The following is a 24,520-nucleotide window of genomic DNA, read 5'->3' on the forward strand; positions in this document are numbered from 1 at the left end:
AGAATGGGATGCATCCGTGCAGATTTGGCATGATTGGACCATTGAAGGAGCGCCGTGCCATTGAACTCCTCCGCCCTCACCGCCCCCGGCCGCCCCGCACTGCAGATCGACGGCGCCCGTCATACGTTCGGCAACGCGGCGATTGCGCTGCGCTGGGATATCGCCGGTCAGCGGCTGCGCGCTTTCGAGCTGGTCGATCGCGCCCATTTGCGCACACTGCCGGTCAGTGCGCCGTTCGCGTTGAGATTCGCGGATGGCCGCACGCTGCAGCTTGCCGAGCTGACGTTGAGCGCGCCGTTGCGCACCGACGCGCTTGCCGCCGACCCCGCCGCATCGTGCGTCGCGCAGACAGTGCCCGGCATGCGCCTCACCGCCCTGCTGCACGACCTGCATGAGCGTCTGCGAATCGAATGGAGCATCGAGCAACGCGACGGCTCGCCGTATTGGCGCATGTCGGTCGCGATCACCGCGACCGTGGAGCCGCTGCACGTCGTCGCAGTATCGCTACTCGAAACGCAAGCACCCGGCGCGCGTGTGGCCGGCACACTCGACGGACTGCCGGTGAGCGCCGGCAACGTCTACCTCGGCTGTGAGTATCCGCTGGCGCAAAGCGAAGTGACGCGCGAACCCGCGACCGTGCGCTTCCATGTGAAGCGTGCGCTGCCTGTCGCGCCAGGCAAGACGGTTGCATACTCAACGGTCGCGGGCGTCACGCGCGACGGGCAGTTGCGCCGCGATTTCGCGTTCTACGTCGAGCGCGAGCGCGCGCATCCGTCGCGCCCGTTTCTGCACTACAACTCGTGGTACGACATCGGCTACCTGACGCGCTACACGCAGGCGCAGGCGCTCGAACGGATCGCGGCGATCGGCCGCGCGCTGCATGACGAGCGGGGGGTGCAACTGGACGGCTTTCTGTTCGATGACGGTTGGGACGACTACAGCGGCAGGTGGAACTTCAGTGACGCGTTCCCGCACGGCTTCGAGCCGCTGCGCGATGCCGCCGCGCGCTACGGTGCGGCGCCGGGCGTCTGGCTATCGCCCTGGGGCGGCTATGGGCCGCCGCGCGACGAACGCGTCGCGCGCGGCGCCGCGGCGGGATTCGAGACGGCCGGTCGCGGCTTTGCGCTGTCCGGCCCACGCTACTACCGTCGCTTTCATCAGGTGACGATGGACCTGTTGCGGCGGCAAGGCATCCGCCACTTCAAGTTCGACGGCACCGGCAACGCCGACAGCGTATTTCCCGGGAGCCGCTTCGACAGCGACTGGGACGCCGCGATCGCGCTGATCGCTGAGATGCGCCGCGCAGCGCGCGACGTGTTGATCAACCTGTCGACCGGCACGCTGCCGTCGCCGTTCTGGCTGCGCCATGCGGATACGATCTGGCGCGGCGGCAACGACGACGGCTTCGCGGGCACCGGCAGCGACCGCGAGCGCTGGATCACGTATCGCGATACGCAGGTCTATCGCAACGTCGTGCTAGCGAGCCCGCTGTTCCCGCTGAACTCCTTGATGCTGCACGGCATCATCTGCGCGCAGCAGAACCGGCGACTGCAGGCGAGCGACGGTGAAGACTTTCTCCACGATATACATGCCTATTTCGGCAGCGGCACGCTATTGCAGGAGCTGTACATCACGCCGTCGCGGCTCGGCGCGCGCGCGTGGGACGCGCTCGCCACGTCCGCGAAATGGGCGCGCGGCGCGGCCGGCGTGCTGCGCGACAACCATTGGATCGGCGGCGCGCCAGACGAACTCGATGTCTATGGCTGGGCTGCGTGGACGCCATCAAAAGCGATCGTGACGCTGCGCAATCCTGACCGCCGTGCGCGCGATGCTGTGCTCGATCTGCGCGCGCAACTCGAGCTGCCCGCCGATGCGCCGACGCACTTCACCGCGCGTGCGCGGTGGGCCGAACACGGCCGCTCGCCCCTCATCGCGCGGCTTGACGTCGACACGCCGCAGACCGTTCAGCTTGCACCTTTCGAAGTGCTAACGCTTGAATTGCGGCCGATCGATCCGGCTGGTTCCCGAGCGGGGTCAAACTGACCATTCAGCTCAGCGTGCGCCGAAGTTCGACCGGTCGCGCGTCGGTCTGATGCAGATCGAAGATCGTAACGACGTTTTCGCCGGCATTGAGCCACGGCGCAGGACAAAAGAGCCGCGTTTGCGGGCCGATCCGCCAGTAGCGGCCGAGATTGCGCCCGTTGACCCAGACCACACCTTTGGTCCAGCCGCTCATGTCGAGATACGTGTCGCCACGCGTTTCCAGATGAAACGTTGCGCGAAAAAACAGGCCGCTTCGAAGCGGGTTCGAACAGACGCCGCGCAGATTCGCGATAAACGCGCTATCCATCGGCAACAGGAACACCTCCCAGCCGCTCAGCGCTCGCCGCGCGCCGGCCGAATCACGCAGTACGACATCGCCGACGATGCCCTTGCGGTCGAGCATCGCATCGCCGCTGCCGTAGTTGATGCGCCCCATCCCCTCGACGAGAATGTCCAGCACTGTTTCAGCACCGGCCGCGACGGACCGCACGTCGGTGCTCGTGGGCGGCAGCGGCAGCGGCACACCGTGCGCCACCGCCAGCGGCTGCGCGAGCGGCGCCGGCACGCGCGCGCGTGACACCGCGCCCATATAGCGTCCATCGACGAACACCGTTGCGTAATCGCGGATGCATCCGGTTTCAAGCGCGCCCTCGATCCGGCCGCCCCCATCGAAACGACGCAGCGTATGCCGATACAGCGCAAAGCCAAACGCCTGCCCGGCGGCTTCGAAGGTCGGCGCTTCGATGGTGTGCAACGCAGGCGGCGACGCAGGCAGATTGTCCCAGAGCGACGCGAAAAGCCCGGGCTGCAACGCCTCGCGCCCACGGCGTTCAATGGTCGGCAGCGGCGGCGGAACGTCGGGCAACGGCACGGGCAAATAACGCGCGATGATGTCGCGATACCGGAAGAACTTCGATGTCGCCACGCCCTGTTCGCTGATCGGCGCCGCGTAATCGTAGCTTGTGATATCGGGCTGATACTCGCCGCTCGCCGCGTCGACATTCGCGCCCGCGTAAAAGCCGAAACTCGTGCCGCCATGCGCGACATACAGGTTGAACGACATGCCGCGCCGCATCAGCACGTCCAGCGTACCCGAAAGATCGACCGCGGTCCCTTGCAGCGCCGCGTCGCCCCAATGCGTGAGCCAACCGGGATAAACCTCACCCGCCAGCACCGGTACGCCGGGAAATTCGCGTCGCGCGGCGTCGATCTGCGCGGCGTCGCCGTTACTGAGCGCAATCGCGCCGCCCGCGACGGTCGTGCGATTCTGCCGTAGCTGGAATAGACCGTCTTCGGTATAGAACGGTCCGTCGATGCCACAGTCGAGCCACAGCCGCCGGATTTCGTCGAGATAAGCCGGATTGCTCGCGTACGAGCCGAACTCGTTTTCGATCTGGATCATCAGGATCGGCCCACCGGCCGAGGCCATCAACGGCGCGATGGATGGCGCGAGTGCGCGGATGTAGCGCGCCACCGCCGCCATATAGCGCGGCTCGGTCGCGGAGTCGGTACGCAGTCGCATATCCGGATCGCGCAGCAGATACGACGGCAACCCGCCCAGGTCCCATTCAGCGCACACATATGGGCCCGGGCGCAGCACCACCCACATGCGTTCGATCTGACACGCGCGGATGAAGGCTGCGATATCGCGATTGTCATAGTTGTCAAGGTTGTCACCGTTACCACTGCTGAAATTGAACGCACCGTGGTCCATCTCGTGATAATTCCACATCACGTATAACGCGATCGTGTTCATGCCCATCGCTTTGGCCATCCGGACGCGATGCGTCCAGTAATCGGCCGGAATGCGCGCAGGGTGCATCTCCGCGCTGCGGATCTGAAAGGGCTGTCCGTCCAGCAGAAACCGCGTGCCGTCAGCGGCAAACGAAAAGGTCGACATAAGGGTTGCGTGCGCTGTCTTACCGGTGTTTCACCATTATCGTCGGTGCGCGGTATCGGATAAAACCCGGCGTATTTGACTAGGGGTCGCATCGCTTTGCGCGAGGCGGTCATCCGGCCGGATCGCGCGGGCGTGGCCGGAATAACCGCAAGCGCTCCGGTGTTTTCGAAGACACGCCACGCATCGATCGATGCGCGAACGCAATCAGGTCCCGGAGGAGCACACGTCATGTCAGAATTTATCCATCGCACGGTGAACGCGAACGGCATCAACATTCACGTTGTCGAACAGGGCGATGGCCCGGCTGTGCTGCTCTGCCACGGCTTTCCCGAGAGCTGGTACTCATGGCGCCATCAGATCCCGCTGCTCGCCGCAGAAGGCTTTCGCGCGATCGCCGTCGACATGCGCGGCTATGGCCGCACCGATCGTCCCCACGAGATCGAGCAATACACGATGCTGCATCTGGTGGGCGACATGATCGGCGTGCTCGACGCGCTCGAAGTCGGTAAGGCGGTGATCGTCGGGCACGACTGGGGCGCGCCGGTCGCCTGGCATGCGGCGCTGCTGCGGCCCGACCGCTTCTCGGGCGTCGTCGCGCTCAGCGTGCCGTTCCGACCGCGCGCAAAGGTGCATCCGTCGACGAAGTTTCCGCGCACCGATGACGAGATGTTCTATCAGTTGTACTTTCAGCAGCCAGGCGTCGCCGAGGCTGAGATCGAACGCGATGTGCGCCGCTTCGTGCGTAACGTGCTGTACACGTTAAGCGGCGACATGCGGAGCGCGCCGAGCGACGACGGCGCGCCGCGCCGCTTCGACATGGTGCCGCGTAACGGTGGGCTGGCGGCCGTGCTGCCGGACCCGCCGGTGCTGCCCGCGTGGCTCACCGATGAAGATATCGATTACTACGCGGAGCAGTTCTCGCACACCGGCTTTCGCGGCGGCCTGAACTGGTACAGGAACATCGATCGCAATCAGGAACTGCTCGCACCGTTCGACGGCTTGCAGATCACCGTGCCGGCGCTTTTCATCGCCGGCGAGCGCGACCTCGTGCTGCATTTCGACGGCATGAGCGAAGCGCTCGCGACGCTCGCGCAGCGTGTGCCGCTGCTGCGCCGCTCGCTGATCCTGTCAGGTTGCGGCCATTGGACCCAGCAGGAGCGGCCACGTGAAGTGAATACCGCGTTGATCGAATTTCTCGACGAATTGGGTTAACACGCGGGCTCCCCCTTGGACTAACACCCGGACTAACGATAGTCAGCAGGAACCGAGTGAGCGTCGAATTCCTGCGTGCTTCCTTCATGCGATGGTCAAATCACGGAGAATCACGATGCCATTGGTCACAGTCAAAGGAATTGAGGGTGTTTTTTCACCCGAGCAAAAACGGGAGATGATCAGAAAGCTGACCGATGTGATGGTCGAGTTCGAAGGTGAAAAAATGCGGCCCATCACCTGGGTGATTATCGAAGACGTCAAAGCCGGCGATTGGGGCATCGCCGGCCATGCGCTCGGTCTTGAAGACGTGCGAGCCGTGCAGTCCGGCGCCGTCGCGGTACGCGATGCGATCGGCGCTTAAATAATCAGCCGCGAAATTTTCGAGCCTTCGAGCGACACGCCGGCCATCAGGCCGGCGTTCGTCATCACGATCGCCTCGACTGGGCTCGTCGCGGTCGACGTATCGACATTGCCGTTGGCGCCGATCTTCACCACCGCGACCGTTGCATCGACGCCGGCGGCCCAGCCCTGGCTGTGGACGAACTCGTCCAGTGCCGGCTGCGTCATGAACAGCAGAACCACCGCTTTGGACTGCGCGCCGATTTGCAAGCCGAACGATGCGGCGGCAATGCTGTAGTAGCCGCTGGTCTGCGACCCGACGCGCAATGCGCCCTGCCCGTACTGTCCGCCGATCCAGAAGCCGGCCGAAATCACCGATGGGAACACCAGCACGCCGCGCGCCTCGCCGACCAGTTCGCGCGAACCATGCACGGTCTCGTACATGCGGGTCATCGTCGCGTCGACGTCCGCATCGATGGTCCGGCGGCGCCCGGCGTTCGCTTCGGGTGACGCATCCGACGCCGGGGGCGTGGTCGTGCACGCGGCGAGCGCAAGCGCGCCCGACGCGGCAAGCGCAGGGGTGACAGCGATAAATCGACGACGGTGCATGCGCCCTTTCCTCCTATGACACGGTTCAGAAGCCCGCTCGGGTTGTATTGACTTTTGACGACCAACCCGACTACTGACCCTCGCGCGCAGCGTAAGGTTCAAGTTACCGTGCACGTTACTTGAAGCACGTGATTGAAAGCAAGACTTACCGCGTGTCAAGCTGTTGTATTACGTCAACGTCAGCACACGGTTGCACCGGCCGGAACGCATGCGCATCCGATATCAGGCGTCCCACTTCGGCGCAAACGGCGGCGATACGTAGCGCTGGTCCTTTGGCAGCGCCGCAATCGCGCGACGGTCTTCGTCATCGAGGCGAACCTTGAGCGCACCGAGGTTCGATTGTTGACTTTCCTTATGCTGCGCTTTCGGAATCGCGATCACGCCGTCCTGATCGAGCAGCCACGCCAGGGCCACCTGCGCGGCGGTTGCGCCATGCTTTTCACCGATGCGCGCGAGCACCGGGTCTTTGGCCGCGCGGCCCTGCGCGAGCGGCGCATAGGCGACAAGCGGAATCTGCTTCGGCCGCAAAAAGTCGAGCAGACGCGCTTGCGACAGGAATGGATGATATTCAACCTGAACACAGGCAAGCGGCGCGCGCACGTCGTCAAGCGTGGTCTTCAGCATCGGCAGCGTGAAGTTGCAGACGCCAATCGCACGCGTCCGTCCTTCGTCCTTCAGCTTCTGCATCGCTTCAAGCACGGCGGGCAGGTCCATGTCGCGCGACGGCCAGTGCACCATGAACAGGTCCACGTAGTCGAGGCGCAGACGCTTGAGGCTGGTGTCGAACGAACGGTGCACGGCATCGGGTTGCAAGCTGTCGTGCCACACCTTCGTGGTGATATGCAGATCGCCGCGCGCCACGCCGGCACCGGCAAGCGCCGCGCCCACCGCGTCTTCGTTCTCATACATCGCCGCCGTATCGATATGGCGATAGCCGAGCGCAAGCGCGCTCTCGACGACCGGCTGGCATCCCATGCCCGGCATCCGGAACGTGCCAAAGCCAAGGCGCGGGATGCGAATGCCCTGAGTGTCGATCATTTCCATTGCTGCTCCTTCAGAAGGTCGAGGGGGCGGCGCGCCCCCCGCTCGCGACTTCCATGCGACGCACCTCTGACGTCGCAATCAGCAGCACAACTTCGGGGCCGGACCGCTACGCCTGCCACTGTCGCACTTCGGCACCTTTGAATAAAGTACGTGCCGCTCATATCAGCGATGCGTAAAATCACGAATCGGGTTAAACACGACGAGCCGGCTATGGGATTCGATGGAAAGCTGCTGTCAGGGGTCACGGTGCTTGCCGCGGTCGCGGAGACCGGCAGCTTCGTGCGCGCGGCCGACACGCTCGGGCTGTCGCCGTCCGGCGTGAGCCGTGCGATTGCAAGGCTCGAGAAGCGCATCGGCGTGCGCGTGCTCGATCGCACGACCCGCTCGCAAACCCTGACTGACGAGGGCCGGCGGCTTTATGAGGCGGCCGGTCCGCATCTGATCGGCATCGAGGAAGCCGCGATCGCCGCGTCAGGCGCGGCAAACGCGGTGCGCGGCAAACTGCGTGTCAATATCGACCCGTTCTTTTCGCGCACGGTGCTCGCGGCACGGCTACCCGAATGGCTGCGCCGCTATCCGGAGTTGTCGATCGAGCTGATCATGCGCGATGCGGTCGGCGATCTGGTTGCGGACGGTTTTGACCTCGCCGTCCGCTTCGGACAGCCGCCGACGGGCACGCTGGTCGCGCGCAAGCTGCTCGATACTCGGGTACTGACCGTCGCGGCGCCGCGCTACCTCGCCGAGCACGGCGTGCCGCAGCGGCCTGAAGACGTCGAACGGCATGAACGGATTCTCTTCTACAACCCGGTCACCGCGAAGCCGTTCGAATGGGTGTTTCAGCGTAACCGTCAAATCATTCAGATACCGGCAAGCGGACGACTGCTCGTTTCCGATGTCGACACCATGCTCGGCAGTTGCACTGCTGGCGCGGGCATTGCGCAGATCATGGACCTCGGTGTCGAACATCTGATGTCGGCGGGCGCCCTCGCCGAAGTATTGACCGACTGGCAGGACGAGCGCTTTCCGCTGTATGCGCTCTATCCGTCACGGCGGCATCAGGCGGCGAAGGTCGCGGCCTTTATCGATTTCTGTCTGGAAATGCTCGCGCCTGCTCTCGCGATGCATACGCGCGCGCCGTGCAAGCAGGCATCGCGGCCGGTGGCGGCCCGCAAGCGCTAAAAATTGTTGCGCGCGGCCGCTTGCCGCATTTCACTGCGCAAGTCCAATTTATTGGACTACCGCGTTCGTCGAGCAGTTTCTACGATGAAGACAACAGCCGTTGTACAGAACTAAATATTCTTCTCGCCAGAAATTTCAATAGCCAGAGGTTGCCAAAGTGCTGCTTGACGAATCTTTGATGGAAATTCCCTGGGCCGGCTCAATACCCGCGACGCGTTATCGAGCGAAAATCGATTTTGTTTCGCCGCCAACCCGGCGCGATACGTTTGAACTGGAGCGGGAGTGTTTTCTGGGTGTCAGCCTTGAAAACCGGAATTTCGAGCCGGCCCGATTCCACTCCCTGCTCGAATGGGTATCGCGACGTTTCACGAAATGCAAGATTCTGGTGGGTGACGGTATTCATCGCCTCACCCTCGAATCACGCACGCGCATGCCGGCCACTGAAGCCCGTGACAGAGCTCTCCGGTTAGGGCGTGAGTTCATGCGGGAAAATCGCGACATACTTGCCCTTTACCGTTCGATAACACAATTCGAATTTATCACCTGCTCTGAAATCCAGCAGACATCTGAATACTCGGCACACCATCAAGCGATCTCGGATTATTTTCTCGACACGCCCGAGTTTCGCGAATCGGTCGAGCGTTTTGGACTTCGATATCACCGCGGCGACCGGAATACGCTCAGCGAAGCGGAACAAAATTATCGATTGAACATCTCGTCAAGTTACTTCATCGAAGAGTTTTCCGTATTCGCCTGCCTCGTGAACCGGGGCATTACGGTCATGGTGTATCCAGGCTCTTTCAGCACGCTGGCCGAGATTGCCGACAACAGATTCCCAGGGGTATCGAAGGCACTGGAATCACTGTGTGTCGTCTCCCTTCATTTCAAGAAACGATAGATATGACTCAAGCAACGGCGCATGGCGAATGGAAGCTGGATCCGGGCAGAATCTACCAGCGCGAACTGCGCAAACGTGTCGACGAGCGGCCCGCCGAATCGGCTGCGGTCCTTCAGCGCGCGAGCCTGGATGGCTCGGAACTCGTTTTCGATTCGTCCGTCACGCGCGATCGCGCACTCGATGACGGCGTTTTCCTGCTGACGATCCCGGATTCGATCGATTTCACGGCCTGCGACAGGTTCGCCCGTCAGTTCTACACAGGAAACACGGGCCTGCGCTATGGTCACTATCGCTATATCGACGGCGAACGCTTTGGCGATGCGCTGCTCGGCTACCACGAGCGCATCAATCAGATCGAGCAATTCCTGCTTGAGCGCCGCCTCTGGCAAGCAGTCTATCCCGCCGAAGTCAGCGCATGCGGTATTGCGCTTACCGTCATCGCGGCCCACGTGTTGCGCGCGGTGCTGAAACTCACCGACATTGCGCGGCGCGATTGGGACCAGGCGACCGGCGGCTGCGCGACTGAATCCGGCTCTTACCATCTGACGTTCAATCACTATCGGCCGGCGCTACCCGGCATCGGTCTGTCGTCACACAAGGACGACGGCTTCATGACAATCCTGCGCACGTCCTCGCCTGGACTCGAAATCCACCGCGGCGATCGATGGGAAGCCGTCGTGCCTGATGCCGCGTGCTTCGTGGTCAATTTCGGGCTGTCGATGGAAATCCTGACGAGGCGATCGTCGCGGCCGGTTAGCGCGATCATGCACCGCGTGCAGCATCAAACGATGGACCGCTTCAGCTTCGGCCATTTCAGTTCGAGCCTCTGCAAGCCGGGCGCGGAGGCCGGCATCCATAGCTACGACAGCGCGCGCGGCCTGCGACATATCTGCTCGTCTCGCGAGCTGATCGATGCCAACGATGTCGAGATCTATCACGGCACACGAAGCGACGGAGCCACATGATGAGCCTGAAAGCGTTTCGCCCGTGCGTCGCGGAGCTCGACGGAAAAATCCTGAGATTCAAGTCCGGATCGCTAACGCAAGCGATCAGCGACGGCTGTTTCGCGCTCGCGATCCCCAGCGACCTCGATGTCGCACCCGGCATCCGCCTCGCGAACGAGTTCTATCTCGACCGGACGGATTCACGCTGCGACGAAGCAGCACGCTATCGCGGCTTCCGATCGCGCGATGATATCTATTTCGACCGGGATCATTACCAGACCGAGCATATTCTGATCGACGCGGCGCGCCGTAGCGTCGAATTTCCCGATGCCGCGAACGTGATGTGCGAACGAATGTCGGCGATTGGCCGCATCGTTCTGCGGACCATGCTGTGCGCCGCCGGCATTCCGGCCGTGCTCTGGCCTCGCTCCACCGACCAATGCTCAGCCGACGGTGGCGTGCAGTGGTTCGCAGTCAGCCATTACCGGCCCGGCAAAGACGCGCCCGGGGCGCCGGCGCACAAGGACACCGGATTCGTCACGGTCCTCTATGTCGAGCAGTCGGGGCTCGAGGCATTCGTCGATAACGACTGGTACGACCTGCCGCCCGTGCCCGGCCACTTTCTGATCCATTTCGGCGGTGCACTTGAGGCCCTGACCGCTCGGCTGCCCATTCGCGTCGGCGCGATCCTGCATCGCGTCCGTCAGTGCGGGCTGAACGCCGATACGGGCGGCGACCGGTTTTCGTTTGCCGCATTTCTCAATCCGGCTGCGACGAGCGAAGCGTTCCAGGTATCGCCTGACCGCCGCAGTCTCGTGTCGCTCGGTTCGGTCGATGCGTTTCTTCGCGACTTCAACCGCGCGACGTGGCGCGATAGGTACGCCGATTTCGGCATCGCCTGATTTCCCGAAACATGAGCCGCATCATCGTGATTTCGACTTCGCCAACCCGCGCAAAGGCTATGCGCCCGGCTCCGTTTCCGGGACTGATTGCCCATGCGCCAGGGCCCGACCCCGTCACCGGACATGGCGCCGCGTTTCATGCGGCAGTCGTCGAACATGGACAGGACGCGTCGGCCTATTTCGCCGCGTCCGGGGTCGCCGAACTGGCAAGCCGTTCCGGCGGCCTCTGCACGCTATGGATCGGCGAGGATCTCGCCGTCTATCAGAACACGAATGAGCCGCTCGTCGACGACAACGACCTGATGCCGTCCATCCATACCAACGCGAGCCTGTTCGGCTCGTTCATGGGCGGACTCGACGCAAACGATCCGTCGCGCGCGGCGAAACGGGAATTCGTTGAACGGATCCTGGGCAACGCGCGGTTTGTCGACGGCCTGTCCGGTGAGATCACGGCCGCGACTGGGACGTATCTGCGCTTGCACCGGACCTGGGATGCGCCGCTCGACACGTTTTGCCTGAATCTGACTGCCTATGTCGACAGCGTGATTCCCGGTGTCCTCGACCTGCGGGCACGACCGATCACCGACTATCTCGCGGACAAGACCTTCGGCAGAATTGCGACCAGCTTCTTCGAGATTGCGTCCGAAGCGATCAGCAAGCTCAACGTTGCCGCGATCCGGGATAGCGGTCTGATCGTCGATCTGACAACCCGGATCCTGCTCGACAATAGCGAATCGATCGCACATGCGCCGGCAACCAACCTCATCCGTGCGCAGTTCGATCATTTCGGCATGCCGTTTTCGCGCACCGCCATTTCGACGCTGACCGACGCGCAACTGAAGGAACTCGGCACGCTGATCGTGGCGACCTACGACACGACGGCGCTGAGTCTTCTATGGACAATCGCGTATCTGGAAACAACGCCTGACGTGCGGTCGCGATTTCTCGCGTCGCTGGGTGACGACGCGCTCGCGCAGCAGACCTCGACCTTGATCGTGCTCGAGGCGATACGGTTCGCCGGCAGCAACCCGACGGCGCTCTGGCGCAGCGCCCGGCGTCCGCTGACGATCCGCCATCGCGCCCAATGCATCGACATCCCGCCGGGGACGATGTTCTGGCTGGATCGCCGGCTCGCGAATCGCGACCCACGACAGTTCGCGCGCCCCGACACCTTCGATCCCGCCAACATCGAGGGCCTCGCGACATGTCGTGCCGTCAACGTCGCGTCGCTGCTCGCGCGCAACCGCTACGAGATCAATTCGTTTTCGATGATCAATACCGTGCGCAACCCGCGCAAATGCCCCGGACGCATCTTTTCCGTGCGGGCGCAAACCCTGATGCTGATTGCGTTGTACCGCGGCCACGAGATCGCCGTCGACGGCGTCTCGACCGGATTGATGCCGGCCAGCGCGATGCCGCGTCCCGACCGCCCCGGTTTCATCCGCATCGCGCCCCGTCCCGCCTCCCGTCGATGAATCAGGCAACGCCATGAATGCTCTTCTTCCCGTCGCGCAACTCCAGGATCGTGCATTGCACTTCGTCGAATCGGACGGGTATGAGCGCGCGACGTCGTTAGGCGCGTTCCATCTCCGCCATCCTGGAGACTTCGATTTCCGCGCCGGCGTCGAACTCGCACGTCAATACTATCTGCCCGCCGATGTGGGCCCCGACGCCGCGTTTCGCGGCTACCGCACGCGAGATCTGTCCCGCTCGCTGCTCGGTTACTCGCGAACGGGCCACGACCAGGACGAACTGCTGCAGATCGAGGCCAATCTGTGGCGCGAGTATTTGCCGCGCGATGCCGCGATGCTGCTCTGGCGGATGAACGACCTCAGCCGCGCCGTCCTGACTGACCTGTTCATCCGCGCGGGGGTCGCACCGCGCGATATCGATACCGTGGCGGGCGGCCTGTCAAAGAATCAGGCTTTGCAATATTGCATCTTCAATCACTATCGTCCGGAAGCCGATCAGCCCATCGGCCTGACCGCCCATAAGGACAGCGGCTTCATCACGACGCTGTACACGGTGGAGCCGGGCCTCGAATCGCTGCATGGGCAGCAATGGATTCCGTTCGATCCGCTTGCCGGCCATTTCACCGTCGTGCTCGGACATTCGCTCGAAATACTGACCGCACGGCTGAAAAATCCAGTGACGGCGAGCTATCACCGCGTGCGCAGAATGACAAAGCGCAGCGCGGCGACACCGGACCGCTTCACGTTCGGCGTCTATATCGGACCGCGCTGGGACCAGCGGCTCTATCAATACGACGTCGCCGGCCAGCTCTCGGATGTCGGCACCTTCGTCGACTTTCAGCGTGCCAAGGCCGCGGAAATGGAATATGAATTTCATCCGCGCGTCGATTCAGCACTGCGCCAGAGTACCGATTCGCCTTGCACGGATCGCGGTCTGTCAGGCCTTTCATCCCCGACCCTCCGGCGCACCATCACGCTTCCGCCGATGCCGGACGAACACGAGGCGAGCCGGCTGTATCCCGCCTGGGACATGGTTCGCGCGCGGTTTGAGTGCGACGCCTTGAGGTTCGACGACGCGCATGATTTCGATCGCGCGCTGAACGACGGATTCTTCCTGCTGAAGATCCCGGACGGTGTCGCGCTCGACGCCAGTGACCGCTTCGTCCGTCATTGCTTCGAGCCGCGCGTCGACGGCGAGCTCGCGCGCTACACCGGATACCGCGATTGCATCGTGCCCGGCGACTACCAGGGATATTTCGACCGCGAGCACGACCAGTGGGAGAACTTTTACGTCGAGCGCAATAACTGGCCTATGCTGCCCGACCAAGTGGCTCAGGCTGGAGAAGCGATGGCTGAGATCGGTATCGGCATTCTGCGCGCCACGCTTGGCCACCTCGGCATTTCCGCCGCCGAATGGGACACGTTGACGGGCGGATTGACTGCGAAACGCGGTCACCAGATGCTCGCCTTCAATCATTTCCGTTCCGGCAAGCGCGTGCGCGGCTCGAAGTTCCACCGGGACTCCGGCTGGGTCACGGTGCTTCGCTCGACCACCCCCGGACTGCTCGCGTATATCGACGGCGGGCTTCGCTGCATCAATCCGGAACCCGGCTATTTCGTCATCAATTTCGGCAGCGCTCTCGAGGTGTTGACCGAACATCTGCCCCATCCCGTGCGAGCCAACATTCATGGCGTGGCGGAAACGATCCGCTGCGCGGCCCGGCACGACCGCTTGTCCTATGTCGTCTTTCTCGACAGCGATCTTCACGGCGACCTCTACCAGTACCACGATGGTGTCCCGGTCAAGGTGCAGACGGTGAAGGAGTTCGCGACACAGGAGGTCTCGCGCACCTACGACAGCGATGGGCATCTGCTGTGATCCGAACGCCGGGAGAAACGAACATGAACGTTGCGGACGCGTATGAATGGGCAAGCGCACGGTTAGACGGCGGGACCCTGATGTTCGACACGCAGGATGGATTCGAGCAGGCGCTCGCCGATGGTTTCTTCTTCGTGCAGAGGCCAGCCGGGTTCGATCTGACCGCGGGCGATCGCTTCGCCGCCCATTTTTACCTCGACGGCCGCGGCGACGACGAATATCGCGGTTTCGGCAAATGGAATGCCGCGCGGCTCGCCGAACGCGAGGGATACTTCAGCCGCGAGGCCGACCAGGTCGAACAGTTTTTTCTCGAGAGCCGGTTCTGGGATAACGTGTTTCCGGATGCCCTGTCGCGCCAGGCGCGCGAGATGCGCGACTTTTCAGTCGCAGTCGCCAGATCGATCCTCCAGAGGCTCGATCTTCCGGCAGAATGCCTCGACAAGGCAACGGGCGGTATTCTGTCGGGACGCGGAACCTACCATCTGACGTTCAACCATTTCCGGCCACAGGTCCGGGCGCGAGGCCTCAATATTCATAAGGACTCTGGATGGATAACAATGCTGCGCTCGCTGGAGCGCGGCCTGGAAGTTTTGCGTGGAGAGCAATGGCTGCCGATCGTGCCGAGGCAGGATGCGTTCGTCATGAATTTCGGCTGTGCGATCGAAATCCTGACGAAGGACACGCGCACGCCTGTTGCAGCCGTCGCGCATCGTGTCGTTGAACAGCAGTCTCGACCCGACGGCGCGCCGGACCGGTTTTCCTATGCGATGTTCGTGGACAGCAGTCTCGATACCACTCAATGCGAGGGACTATACCGGTTCGATCCGCACGTTGGCCTCGTGCTGGCGGCCGATTTCAACACGTTCCTTAACAGAATCCTCGCCAATACCTATGATCGCGATACGGAGGGGCTCTACTGAGTTTGACTCGCTGTTCGTTCGTTTCGCCTGGTGCGACCGCACCAGCACCGCCCCGACAAACCGTTTTCATCGGCGGTCCGATTCTCTCATTCCCACGTTCCTTCAATTTCACCTTGACATGAACAAAGGCGTGTCGTCTTCAGAAACCATTTGCAATGCGAATAATGATAAAACGCTGTTGCTCGTTCTCGCGATGTCGGTGTTTTTCGTCGGCGCGAGCGAGTTCATGCTCTCGGCCATGCTCGATCCGCTCAGTACCGCATTTAGAACCGACCCGGTTCGAATCGCCTGGCTGATCTCAAGCTACGCGTTCGCCTACGCGATCACGGCCCCGCTGCTCGGCTATCTGTCCGACCGGATCAACCGTGGCCGTCTGCTGCGGATTGCGCTGCTGTCGTTCGCGATCGACGGCTTCGGCATCGCTTTTTCGCCGACGCTCGAAATCGCCATCGCACTGCGAATTTTTGGCGGTCTTGCGTCGGCGGTCATCATTCCGACCTCGTTCGCGCTGATTTCCGAAGTCGTTCCGCGCGCGCGCCATGCGTCCGCGATGGGGGCGGTCATGCTGGGCATGACGCTTGGTATCGCGCTCGGCCCCGCGCTCGCGGGCCTGCTGACCACATGGGCCGGTTGGCGAGCTCCGTTCCTCCTGACGTCGACCGGTTGCATCGTCGCGCTGCTAATCGGCACGATAGCGATGCCGAAGCGGCCAATCGCCGTCGCGCCGCGCGAAACGCACGGACTCCGGTGGCTGCGCGACGTGACTGTCACGCGGCCGTTGCTCGCAAAAGGCTTATGGAACGGCACGGGCGTGTCAGCGTTTCTGCTGTCGGGAGAAGTGTTGCGCGCGCGCTATCACCTCGACGTCGCCCATGTTGGGATCAGCGTGACCGCGTTCGGCATCGGACTTGGGATCGGCAATCTGTCGGCCGGCAAGTTGCGACGCGTGACCGGCGCCGAGGAACGCTCGCTGGTCGTCGTGACAGGTCTGCTGATCGCTTCCATCACGACTTTCTATCTGTTGCCGCTCCCGCTGTTCGGCGCGCTCGGCTGTCTCGCGGCGTGGGGCGCCGCCCTCGGAGCGGGCGCCCCGTCGGCGACAACCGTGTTGGCAGAACGTTCGGGGCACGATACAGGTGTGGTCCTCGCAACCGCCGAGACACTCAACAACGTCGTGATTCTGTTGATCGTCCCGCTCGCATCGATGACGCTCGCCCGCGGACTGATCGCCACGGGGACAGCGGTCTTCGCGACAGGCCTCGGCATCGGCGCTGCGCTGACGCTGTACGACGCGCAGGTTGCCCGGGCGCGAAACCCGTGTAAGCGCAACCTACCCGGCAGCTAGCCAATACCGCTCGTTCGATCCACGATGGCGTGCGCAAGCAGTCGCAGTCCGCACTGCGCTGGGAATGGGAGCTATAGCGATGTCGAACCAATCAGGCGACGGAAAAACGAGGTCGGCATCTTTTGGTGAACCCGCATTTCCACGAGCATGTCGCGAAGACGGGTTGGGTGGCAATCAAGTTTCGCGCAGATCCGGTTCCGGCATTTATAGATCGTATCCTGACTTCTTGGTTTGGGTGTTGGATGATGTGTGTTCATGAAGTGAGCGATCTGTGCGCAGTCCCAATTCATCGCGAGCAGAAAACCGACCTCATGTTCATAGCTGGTGAGATTAAAGCTTTCTATATCCAGTGACCCACTGACACCCTCAATGCTGCATCCGATACCAAACTCGCGAATGTAATCGGGCGCCAGAGATAGAAATTTCGATATCCCGATTCTGCTCGCCGTGTAGATGATTCCAACAATGGAATCGGAGACATGGTGTTTTAACAGGTACTTTTCAAAAATCAGTGCATCGATTCCGTGGCTGTACTCGTGAACGTTGAGAACCGCTTTTTTTCGATTGAAATCCGGGTGATGCAGCAGTTCCTGGTCCTCCCGCACATAGCAATCGGCAAATTGCACCGTACCGTCGCACGGCATATCGCGATCGAGGCGGTCCGTTACGTCTGTTCCGTGGAGAAGGCCGACGAGTCTCGCGTAGGCGTCGGTTGCGATGACATGCCGCGAGCGGATGTCTTTGATACCCAATACCAGATCGGTCTGCGACGAAATGAAGTTCACGGAATCTTTGACTGATTCGATAAACCTTTTCTGGCTTGAACTGAAATTCTCCTGGGACACCAGTTTCACGATTTGCTCCCATTGAGCATGCGTTGCTGGATCAGGTCGTTTGAAGTCCTTGCTGCAAAAACCACTCGATGGTAATGGGCGGCCGATATCGAGACGATGAGACAACTCTCAAAACGACAATGAATGTCTGCGCCGAACGCTACCCGACCGCTTCCAGTCCGAGACAACACTTCGTGCCGGGACCAGCCGGGATCAACGCGTGCCAGCGCGGATGTTTAAAAAGCTTGTCGATTCGAGCGAGGATGTACAACCCGTGGCCGACCGGGCGCGGAAACGAGCAACGAGAAGTCCGGTGTCTTGTCCAACTGCATCGTTGGTTTCCCGTCAAACCGAAGCGGTCCCTTTGTTTCTCTGCATGCCCGCGCGATGCATGTCGGTCTTGCCGCTCGCGGCAGCCTGCGCATGTGCCCTGTCGCGCAAATCCTTGTCGATCCCGGCACGGATTTCCGGTTCGACGAGCGGCGCCTGCGCGACGCGCAACGCCTGCTCCGACAGCGCCGCTGCACGCCGTTGCGCGTCGTCTTCGTGCGTATCGCCGCCGGTGTAGAGGGTCGCGAGCACCTCGGGCGTCGTGTGATATTGCAGCGCGAGCCACGCGATACCCGGCGAGAGTTCACGCCAGAAGCAGATGAACACAAGCAGCACGGCGAACATGGCGAACACGGCGACAGTGATATACATGGCGAAATCCGAACCACCGAAAGATGCCCATCGGTTAGCGGTTGCGGCGTTGTGTCGCGCCGCCCTCATCACGCTTAACGCTTGACGGGGGGCGATATTCCGCGTGAGCGGCACGCTGGAGACCAGCAGGGCAAGCGCTCGAACAAAGGCACGGCGCGTGTTCGCAATTGACGAATGGGTATTCTCGAATAACAGCGATGAACTGCAGCGCGCCGCGTATCGCGATCGTGCGTCCGATTTTGCGTTTGACGTTGCGTGATCACGCAACAACGCGTTCGTTCGATAGACAAGCGAAGCGCAATTCAGAAAAACGCAGCGGCGAAGGTCTCCGCGCCCGCCCGTCAGCCGACCCTCGCCAAACGGTGGCCGTCAGTCGACCAGCTTGCGCGCACGCAACCAGTCGAGCACGAGCGCGGCGATCTCGTCGCTGTTATCGTCGGCCATCAGCGCGTGGCTGTTGCCGTTGATACCGCGCGCCGGCAAATCGACCCACCCGGCGTCGCCGCCCGCCGCCGCGAGCGCATCGCACCAGCGCCGCGCCTGCGGCAGCGAGTGCACCCAGAACGTGTGCTGATCGAGATAGTCGCCCCAGACGAACAGATGCGGCACACCGTTGAGCCGCGCGGGATCGTAACGGGCCGGGTCCGGCGCACCCGATGGTTCGAGCGAGACGACCGCCGCGACCTTGTCGGGCGCGTTCACCGCCGCGGTGAGCCCAAAGTTGCCGCCCTGGCTGTGCGTAATCACAATGCTGCGTGGCAAATGGGCGATCAGCGCGTCATACGCGTGCTGCGTGCGCGTGTCGTTGGTGGCCCAACGCGGCGCGAACTGATTCATAAACGCTTCCATCCGCGCGACCGGAAAACGCAGATCACGATGAGGATTGCGCAATAACGGGTCGGCGTGCCACGAGCCCGCTGGACCGAAGCGGAAGGTCTCTTCCCACGCTTCCTTCGCGGTGCGGAAGTACGGCGCTTCGTCATACACCTCGGGGTACGGCGCCCACGACGCGCGCCCGCGTTCGACCGCATCCGATACATACACATCGAAACCGGCACGCAGAAAGAACATCTGCCAACCCGGCCGCCCATCGGGCGTCGTCTCCCAGTTCACGCCGGTCATGCCGCCGCCGTGCCACAGCAGCAGCGGGCACGCGCTGCGCGGCGCCGCGAGCCGCACGTACTGCACGTACATCTGACCCGCGATGATCTCGCCATTCGGGTCAATCGGATGAAGCGGCCCCTGCACCGTGCTGACCCGCTGCCGCGGCGGCATGCCGGACAGCGTGACCCGATCGCCGCCGATATGAAAACTGCCGATGTCGCGTACTTCGATGGTACGCGGCGTTGCTTCGGTAACCGGTGCGGCGGACGTTGCGCGGACGTTCATGGCAAGGCTCCGGAGAGGACGGCCGGTGCATTTTACGCTCGCGCCCCATCGAAAAATGGCGCATGCCGCGCGCCCGATACAGTCGACTGTCGGGACATGACATACCGATTGTTCTTGTACGATGACATATATAGACGGCTCTATTCAAATTGACTGGCCGGCCGCGCAAATCCCGTTAGAAACCAACAATCGCGGCCATATGCGCGGGTTAACCCGGTGATTTCTTTTCCCTTCCAACAAACGATAATAACCCGCGTTGTACGATGACTTATCACCAAGCGCGAATAAGGAGACATGAGTGGAGCACATCGATCAGGCCAGACGCTCGTCAACCGATACGCCTGCGGGCCACTCATTGGAAGCGCCCGCCGCCATCGCCGGGCTGAACGGCGGGCCGGCAGTCAGCGCCGCCGCGCGCGACGCACGACGGTCACACGTGCGCTGGTTCATCCTGTTCATGCTGTTCTTTATCACCACGATCAACTATGCGGATCGCGCCAGCCTGTCGATCGCGGGCAGCGCGATGCAGCACACGCTCGGTCTGACGCCGGTTGCGATGGGCTATATCTTTTCCGCGTTTGCGTGGGCATACGTGCTCGGTCAGCTGCCAGGCGGCCGCCTGCTCGACCGCTTCGGCACGAAGCGCGTCTATGCGTTCAGCCTGCTCGCGTGGTCGATTTTCACGCTGTCGCAAGGACTGGTCGTGGGGCTCGCCGCCGGCGCGGCGGTCACTGTGATGTTCGTCTTACGCTTCGCAATGGGTCTTGCCGAAGCACCGGCGTTTCCGGGCAACAGCCGTCTGACATCGTCGTGGTTTCCGCGCGCCGAGCGCGGCACGGCCGCGGCGATCTTCAACGCAGCGCAGTATTTCGCCGCCGTGCTGTTCACGCCGATCATGGGCTGGATCGTGCACCGGTTCGGCTGGCCGTATGTGTTTGTCGCGATGGGGGTACTGGGCATCCTGATGACCGGCGTATGGCTGAAGACTGTCTACGCGCCGAAGGATCACCCGCGCGTGAGCCGCGCCGAACTGAGCTACATCGAGGAAGGCGGCGCGCTCGTCGATCTTGAAACGCGCGAGCGAGATAGCGCATCGGGCGCCGCGCAAGCGAACCAGCCCGCCAAAGTGCCGATGGGCGCATCGATTCGTGAGATGCTCGCCAGCCGCATGCTGCTCGGTATCTTTATCGCGCAGTACTGCATCAACGCCCTCACCTACTTCTTCCTCACCTGGTTTCCGATCTATCTGGTCCAGCAGCGCCATATGTCGATCCTGAAGGCCGGCTTCGTCGCATCGATTCCGGCCGTCTGCGGGTTTCTGGGCGGCGTGCTCGGCGGCGTGATCTCCGATGCGCTGCTCAAGCGCGGCCACAGCGCGAGCTTCGCGCGCAAGACGCCGATCGTGCTCGGCATGCTGCTGTCGACCTGCATGATCGCCTGCAACTACGTCAACTCGGAATTCCTGGTCGTCGCGATCATGGCGGCGGCCTTCTTCGGCAAGGGTATCGGCGCGCTCGGCTGGGCCGTCGTGTCGGACACCGCGCCGCTCGAAGCGGGCGGCGTCTGCGCGTCGCTCTTCAATGCGTTCGGCAATGTGGCCGGTATCACGACGCCGATTGTGATCGGCTATCTGGTGCAGGGCTCGGGTTCGTTCAATTCGGCGCTGGTGTTTATCGGCGCGAATGCGGTGGTCGCGGTGCTCTGCTACCTGTTCGTGGTCGGCGATATCAAACGGATGGTGCTGACACGCTCGGTCGCGTCGCGCTGAGTTCGCCGCGCAGGTTCAATCACGAAACAAGGAAACCACGATGATGAAAAAGCTGTTGATGGTGGTCGCGGCGGGACTCGCCTGCTCCGGCGCATGGGCGAGCAGCGCCGACGAAACCGCGGTGAACGATGCAATGAACCGCCTGTCGGCGGCGATGATCGCCGGCAACGCGCAGCAGATGCAGGCGCTGACCACCGACACGCTCACCTACGGCCATTCCAGCGGGAAGGTGCAAAACCAGGCCGAGTTTATCGACACGATTGCGAGCGGCCAGACGCGCTACAAGCGGATCGATCTGACGAAGACGGTGACGACAATCACCGGCAGCGATGCGGTGATACGCGATCATTTCAACGGCACGACCGAGTCGGGCGGCAAGCTCGCGGACGTTGATTTCGACGTGCTGACGGTATGGCAAAAGCAAAGCGACGGCGCGTGGAAGCTGCTGGCGCGCCAGGGATACAAGCACTGAAGTCGAGCGCGGCCTGCGGTGCAATGCGACCGGTTGCGCCCTTCGGCACCCGCCGCGTGGGCACGAAAAAAACGCGCGCCGCAACGCATGCGAAACGCGCGCCAATTGGGACAGTCGGGTACATAGCCGGGGCTACGCGTGACTTTCAGCGCACCAGCGCCGGCCGTTTGTTGTCGAATGTCCAGTTCGGCATCAGGTATTGCATCGCGATGGCGTCGTCGCGCGCGCCGAGGCCGTGTTTCAGATACAGCTGATGCGCTTCTTCAAGACGCGCCAGATCCACTTCGATACCCAGCCCAGGCCTTGGCGGCAGCGCGATCTCGCCATGTTCGATCAGCAGCGGCTCGCGCGTCAGACGCTGACCATCCTGCCAGATCCAGTGCGTGTCGATCGCGGTGATGCGGCCGGGCGCCGCGGCCGCGACGTGCGTGAACATCGCAAGCGAGATGTCGAAATGGTTGTTCGAATGCGAGCCCCATGTGAGCCCCCAGTCCGCGCAGGTTTGCGCGACCCGCACCGAGCCGCGCAGGGTCCAGAAGTGCGGGTCCGCGAGCGGAATGTCGACCGCGTTCAGACGCAGCGCATGCGTGAATTGCCGCCAGTCGGTGGCGATCATATTGGTCGCCGTCGGCAGGTTCGTCGCACGGCGGAACTCGGCCATCACTTCGCGGCCCGAAAAGCCGTGCTCCGCGCCGCAGGGGTCTTCCGCGTAAGCGAGCACGTGATGTTGGTCGCGGCACAGCCGGATCGCTTCGGCAAGCGACCATGCGCCGTTCGGATCGAGTGTGATCCGCGCGGTCGGGAAACGCTCCGCCAGCGCGGTGACCGCTTCGATCTCCGCGTCGCCTTGCAACACCCCGCCCTTCAGCTTGAAATCGTTGAAGCCGTAACGCTCGTGTGCCGCTTCGGCTAAACGGACGATCGCCGCGGGCGTCAGCGCTTCATTGCGGCGCACGGCTTGCCACGCATCGCGCGGGTCCGCCTCACGCAGATAGGGCAAGTCGGTTTTGCCGGGGTCGCCAATGTAGAACAGGTAGCCGAGCACCGGCACCGAGCGGCGCTGAATGCCCACGCCTAGCAGCGCGGCAACCGGCACGCCGAGAAATTGCCCGAGCAGATCGAGCAGTGCCGCTTCGATCGCGGTGACCGCATGGACGCCGACGCGCAAATCGAAGGTTTGCAGGCCGCGGCCGCCATCATCGATGCTCGACAGTTGTGCGCGCACCGATTCGAGCACCGTGTTGTACGCGCCGAGCGGCTGACCGATCACCCGCGCACGCGACTGTTCGAGCGCCGCGCGGATCTTTTCGCCGCCGGGCACTTCGCCGACGCCGGTGTGCCCGGCGCTGTCCTTGATCAGCACGACATTGCGCGTAAAGAACGGACCGTGTGCGCCGCTCAGGTTGAGCAGCATGCTGTCGTGGCCGGCGACCGGCACCACGGTCAGCTCGGTCACGACAGGCGTTTCCGCAGGTTGGGACGGCAGGTTCATTGCAGTGGTCTTCCGCGTAGTAGTCTTCCGTTTACTGTGCGCCGACTTTCTTGATCAGGGTGTCAAGCATGTCGAGCTCGGCGTCGGTGAGATCGGTCAGCGGTGCGCGCACCGGGCCCGCATCGCGGCCCACCAGCTTCGCGCCCGCCTTCACGATACTGACCGCATAGCCCGCACGACGGTTGCGGATTTCGAGGTACGGCAGGAAGAACGTATCGAGCAGCTGGCCGATCGTCGCGTGATCGTCGGCGGCGAGTGCGCGATAAAACTGCATCGCGGTCTTCGGAATGAAGTTGAACACCGCCGACGAATACACCGGCACGCCCAGCGCCTTGTACGCAGCCGCATACACTTCCGCGGTCGGCAGGCCGCCGAGGTACGAGAAGCGCTCGCCAAGCTTGCGGCGAATCTGCACCATCGCCTCGATGTCGCCGACACCGTCCTTGAAACCGATCAGGTTCGGGCAACGGTCCGCGAGGCGCGCCAGCGAATCCGCATTGAGCTTCGAGTTCCCACGGTTATAGACGATCACGCCGATGTCGACCTCCCTGCACACCTGCTCGACGTGCGCGGCAATGCCCTCCTGGCTCGCTTCGGTCAGGTAGTGCGGCATCAGCAGCACGCCCTTCGCGCCGACGCGCTGCGCTTCCTTCGCGTACGCGATCGCGGTGCGCGTCGGGCCGCCGGCGCCCGCCAGAATCGGCACCTTGCCCGCACAGGTTTCGACGGCCGTGCGCACCACGTCCGTGTACTCGGCCGACGTCAGCGAAAAGAACTCGCCGGTGCCGCCGGCTGCGAACAACGCCGTCGCACCATACGGCGCGAGCCATTCGAGGCGCTCCGCATAGGTCTTCGCGTTGAAATTGCCGTCGCGGTCGAAGTCCGTGACGGGGAACGACAGCAGGCCCTCGGAGACGATCTGTTTCAGTTCTTGTGGCGCGGTCATGATGATGGTGTCCTGTGGGCGCGGGTCAATCGCGCCCGACTGAATTGGCATGGAGGATTGGCAAGACGACGCATACCGGCGACTCCGGTGCGCTCTTGTTATATGTCATCGTACAACGTACGTCAGAGCGGATCAAGTAGGCGATGTGCGGAGCTCGGGAGCGTCATCCGCCAAAGAAGGGGCCGCCCCGCTGCTCAAGCCTGCGCGTGGCGCGCCGCCCTTGCTCCACGGC

Annotated in this window: 21 protein-coding genes; 13 read left to right on the forward strand and 8 right to left on the reverse strand. The window is 62.7% G+C overall.

Annotation, left to right across the window (positions count from 1 at the left end; all coding sequences use genetic code 11):
• Positions 1-54 precede the first annotated feature (54 nt).
• Positions 55-2,043, forward strand: a complete 1,989-nt coding sequence (locus HV796_RS29815; protein WP_343053004.1) for an alpha-galactosidase — start codon at positions 55-57, stop codon at positions 2,041-2,043.
• Positions 2,044-2,047: 4 nt separating this feature from the next.
• Here the strand turns inward: HV796_RS29815 and HV796_RS29820 are convergent, their stop codons facing one another.
• Positions 2,048-3,943: a beta-galactosidase gene (locus HV796_RS29820; protein WP_175230828.1), complete on the reverse strand. Its 1,896-nt coding sequence runs from the start codon at positions 3,941-3,943 to the stop codon at positions 2,048-2,050.
• A 228-nt stretch (positions 3,944-4,171) separates the two neighbouring features.
• On the opposite strand from HV796_RS29820, the gene HV796_RS29825 reads away from it, so the two are divergent.
• Both HV796_RS29825 and HV796_RS29830 read left to right on the forward strand, forming a co-directional pair.
• Positions 4,172-5,155 carry an alpha/beta fold hydrolase gene (locus tag HV796_RS29825; protein WP_175230831.1) on the forward strand — a complete coding sequence of 328 codons (984 nt, stop codon included), beginning with the start codon at positions 4,172-4,174 and terminating at the stop codon, positions 5,153-5,155.
• 115 nt (positions 5,156-5,270) lie between these two features.
• On the forward strand, positions 5,271-5,516 hold the full coding sequence (locus HV796_RS29830; RefSeq protein ID WP_175230834.1) for a tautomerase family protein: 246 nt from the start codon (positions 5,271-5,273) through the stop codon (positions 5,514-5,516).
• Here the strand turns inward: HV796_RS29830 and HV796_RS29835 are convergent.
• Both HV796_RS29835 and HV796_RS29840 read right to left on the reverse strand, forming a co-directional pair.
• Positions 5,513-6,103 carry a BPSL1445 family SYLF domain-containing lipoprotein gene (locus HV796_RS29835; RefSeq protein WP_175230837.1) on the reverse strand — a complete coding sequence of 197 codons (591 nt, stop codon included), beginning with the start codon at positions 6,101-6,103 and terminating at the stop codon, positions 5,513-5,515. The genes HV796_RS29830 and HV796_RS29835 overlap by 4 nt on opposite strands.
• 222 nt (positions 6,104-6,325) lie before the next feature.
• Positions 6,326-7,147, reverse strand: a complete 822-nt coding sequence (locus HV796_RS29840) for an aldo/keto reductase (RefSeq protein ID WP_175230839.1) — start codon at positions 7,145-7,147, stop codon at positions 6,326-6,328.
• 210 nt (positions 7,148-7,357) lie between these two features.
• Between HV796_RS29840 and HV796_RS29845 the strand changes: the two genes are divergently transcribed.
• The 8 genes from HV796_RS29845 (at position 7,358) to HV796_RS29880 (ending at position 16,686) form a co-directional block, all read left to right on the forward strand.
• On the forward strand, positions 7,358-8,326 hold the full coding sequence (locus tag HV796_RS29845) for a LysR family transcriptional regulator (RefSeq protein ID WP_175230843.1): 969 nt from the start codon (positions 7,358-7,360) through the stop codon (positions 8,324-8,326).
• Positions 8,327-8,504: 178 nt separating this feature from the next.
• Positions 8,505-9,224 carry a tRNA-dependent cyclodipeptide synthase gene (locus HV796_RS29850; protein ID WP_175230846.1) on the forward strand — a complete coding sequence of 240 codons (720 nt, stop codon included), beginning with the start codon at positions 8,505-8,507 and terminating at the stop codon, positions 9,222-9,224.
• Positions 9,225-9,226: 2 nt separating this feature from the next.
• Positions 9,227-10,189 (forward strand): 2OG-Fe(II) oxygenase family protein, encoded by a 963-nt coding sequence (locus HV796_RS29855; protein ID WP_175230849.1) that lies wholly within the window; start codon positions 9,227-9,229, stop codon positions 10,187-10,189.
• Positions 10,186-11,070, forward strand: a complete 885-nt coding sequence (locus HV796_RS29860) for a 2OG-Fe(II) oxygenase family protein (protein ID WP_175230851.1) — start codon at positions 10,186-10,188, stop codon at positions 11,068-11,070. The genes HV796_RS29855 and HV796_RS29860 overlap by 4 nt, the downstream gene beginning before the upstream one ends.
• Positions 11,071-11,081: 11 nt before the next feature.
• Positions 11,082-12,545, forward strand: a complete 1,464-nt coding sequence (locus HV796_RS29865; RefSeq protein ID WP_175230853.1) for a cytochrome P450 — start codon at positions 11,082-11,084, stop codon at positions 12,543-12,545.
• A gap of 13 nt (positions 12,546-12,558) precedes the next feature.
• Entirely contained in the window at positions 12,559-14,421 is a 1,863-nt protein-coding gene (locus HV796_RS29870; RefSeq protein ID WP_175230856.1) for a 2OG-Fe(II) oxygenase family protein, read from the forward strand.
• A gap of 23 nt (positions 14,422-14,444) precedes the next feature.
• Positions 14,445-15,341 (forward strand): isopenicillin N synthase family oxygenase, encoded by an 897-nt coding sequence (locus tag HV796_RS29875; protein ID WP_175230859.1) that lies wholly within the window; start codon positions 14,445-14,447, stop codon positions 15,339-15,341.
• A gap of 130 nt (positions 15,342-15,471) precedes the next feature.
• Positions 15,472-16,686 carry an MFS transporter gene (locus HV796_RS29880; protein WP_217478034.1) on the forward strand — a complete coding sequence of 405 codons (1,215 nt, stop codon included), beginning with the start codon at positions 15,472-15,474 and terminating at the stop codon, positions 16,684-16,686.
• Between the two features lie 71 nt (positions 16,687-16,757).
• Here HV796_RS29880 and HV796_RS29885 read toward each other — a convergent pair whose 3' ends face one another.
• From HV796_RS29885 to HV796_RS29895, 3 genes are all read right to left on the reverse strand, one after another.
• On the reverse strand, positions 16,758-17,540 hold the full coding sequence (locus tag HV796_RS29885) for a helix-turn-helix transcriptional regulator (RefSeq protein WP_175230866.1): 783 nt from the start codon (positions 17,538-17,540) through the stop codon (positions 16,758-16,760).
• Between the two features lie 324 nt (positions 17,541-17,864).
• Complete coding sequence (locus HV796_RS29890) at positions 17,865-18,221, reverse strand: hypothetical protein (RefSeq protein ID WP_175230869.1); 357 nt, start codon at positions 18,219-18,221, stop codon at positions 17,865-17,867.
• Positions 18,222-18,590: 369 nt separating this feature from the next.
• Entirely contained in the window at positions 18,591-19,610 is a 1,020-nt protein-coding gene (locus HV796_RS29895) for an alpha/beta hydrolase (RefSeq protein ID WP_175230872.1), read from the reverse strand.
• 457 nt (positions 19,611-20,067) lie between these two features.
• On the opposite strand from HV796_RS29895, the gene HV796_RS29900 reads away from it, so the two are divergent.
• Positions 20,068-21,378 (forward strand): MFS transporter, encoded by a 1,311-nt coding sequence (locus HV796_RS29900; RefSeq protein WP_175230925.1) that lies wholly within the window; start codon positions 20,068-20,070, stop codon positions 21,376-21,378.
• A 40-nt stretch (positions 21,379-21,418) separates the two neighbouring features.
• On the forward strand, positions 21,419-21,850 hold the full coding sequence (locus tag HV796_RS29905; RefSeq protein WP_175230875.1) for a nuclear transport factor 2 family protein: 432 nt from the start codon (positions 21,419-21,421) through the stop codon (positions 21,848-21,850).
• Between the two features lie 145 nt (positions 21,851-21,995).
• Here HV796_RS29905 and HV796_RS29910 read toward each other — a convergent pair whose 3' ends face one another.
• Complete coding sequence (locus tag HV796_RS29910; protein WP_175230879.1) at positions 21,996-23,342, reverse strand: enolase C-terminal domain-like protein; 1,347 nt, start codon at positions 23,340-23,342, stop codon at positions 21,996-21,998.
• Between the two features lie 31 nt (positions 23,343-23,373).
• Positions 23,374-24,288: a 5-dehydro-4-deoxyglucarate dehydratase gene (gene kdgD, locus HV796_RS29915; RefSeq protein WP_175230882.1), complete on the reverse strand. Its 915-nt coding sequence runs from the start codon at positions 24,286-24,288 to the stop codon at positions 23,374-23,376.
• Positions 24,289-24,520: the final 232 nt, after the last annotated feature.

The organism is Paraburkholderia humisilvae (assembly GCF_902859855.1).
GTDB lineage: Bacteria > Pseudomonadota > Gammaproteobacteria > Burkholderiales > Burkholderiaceae > Paraburkholderia > Paraburkholderia humisilvae.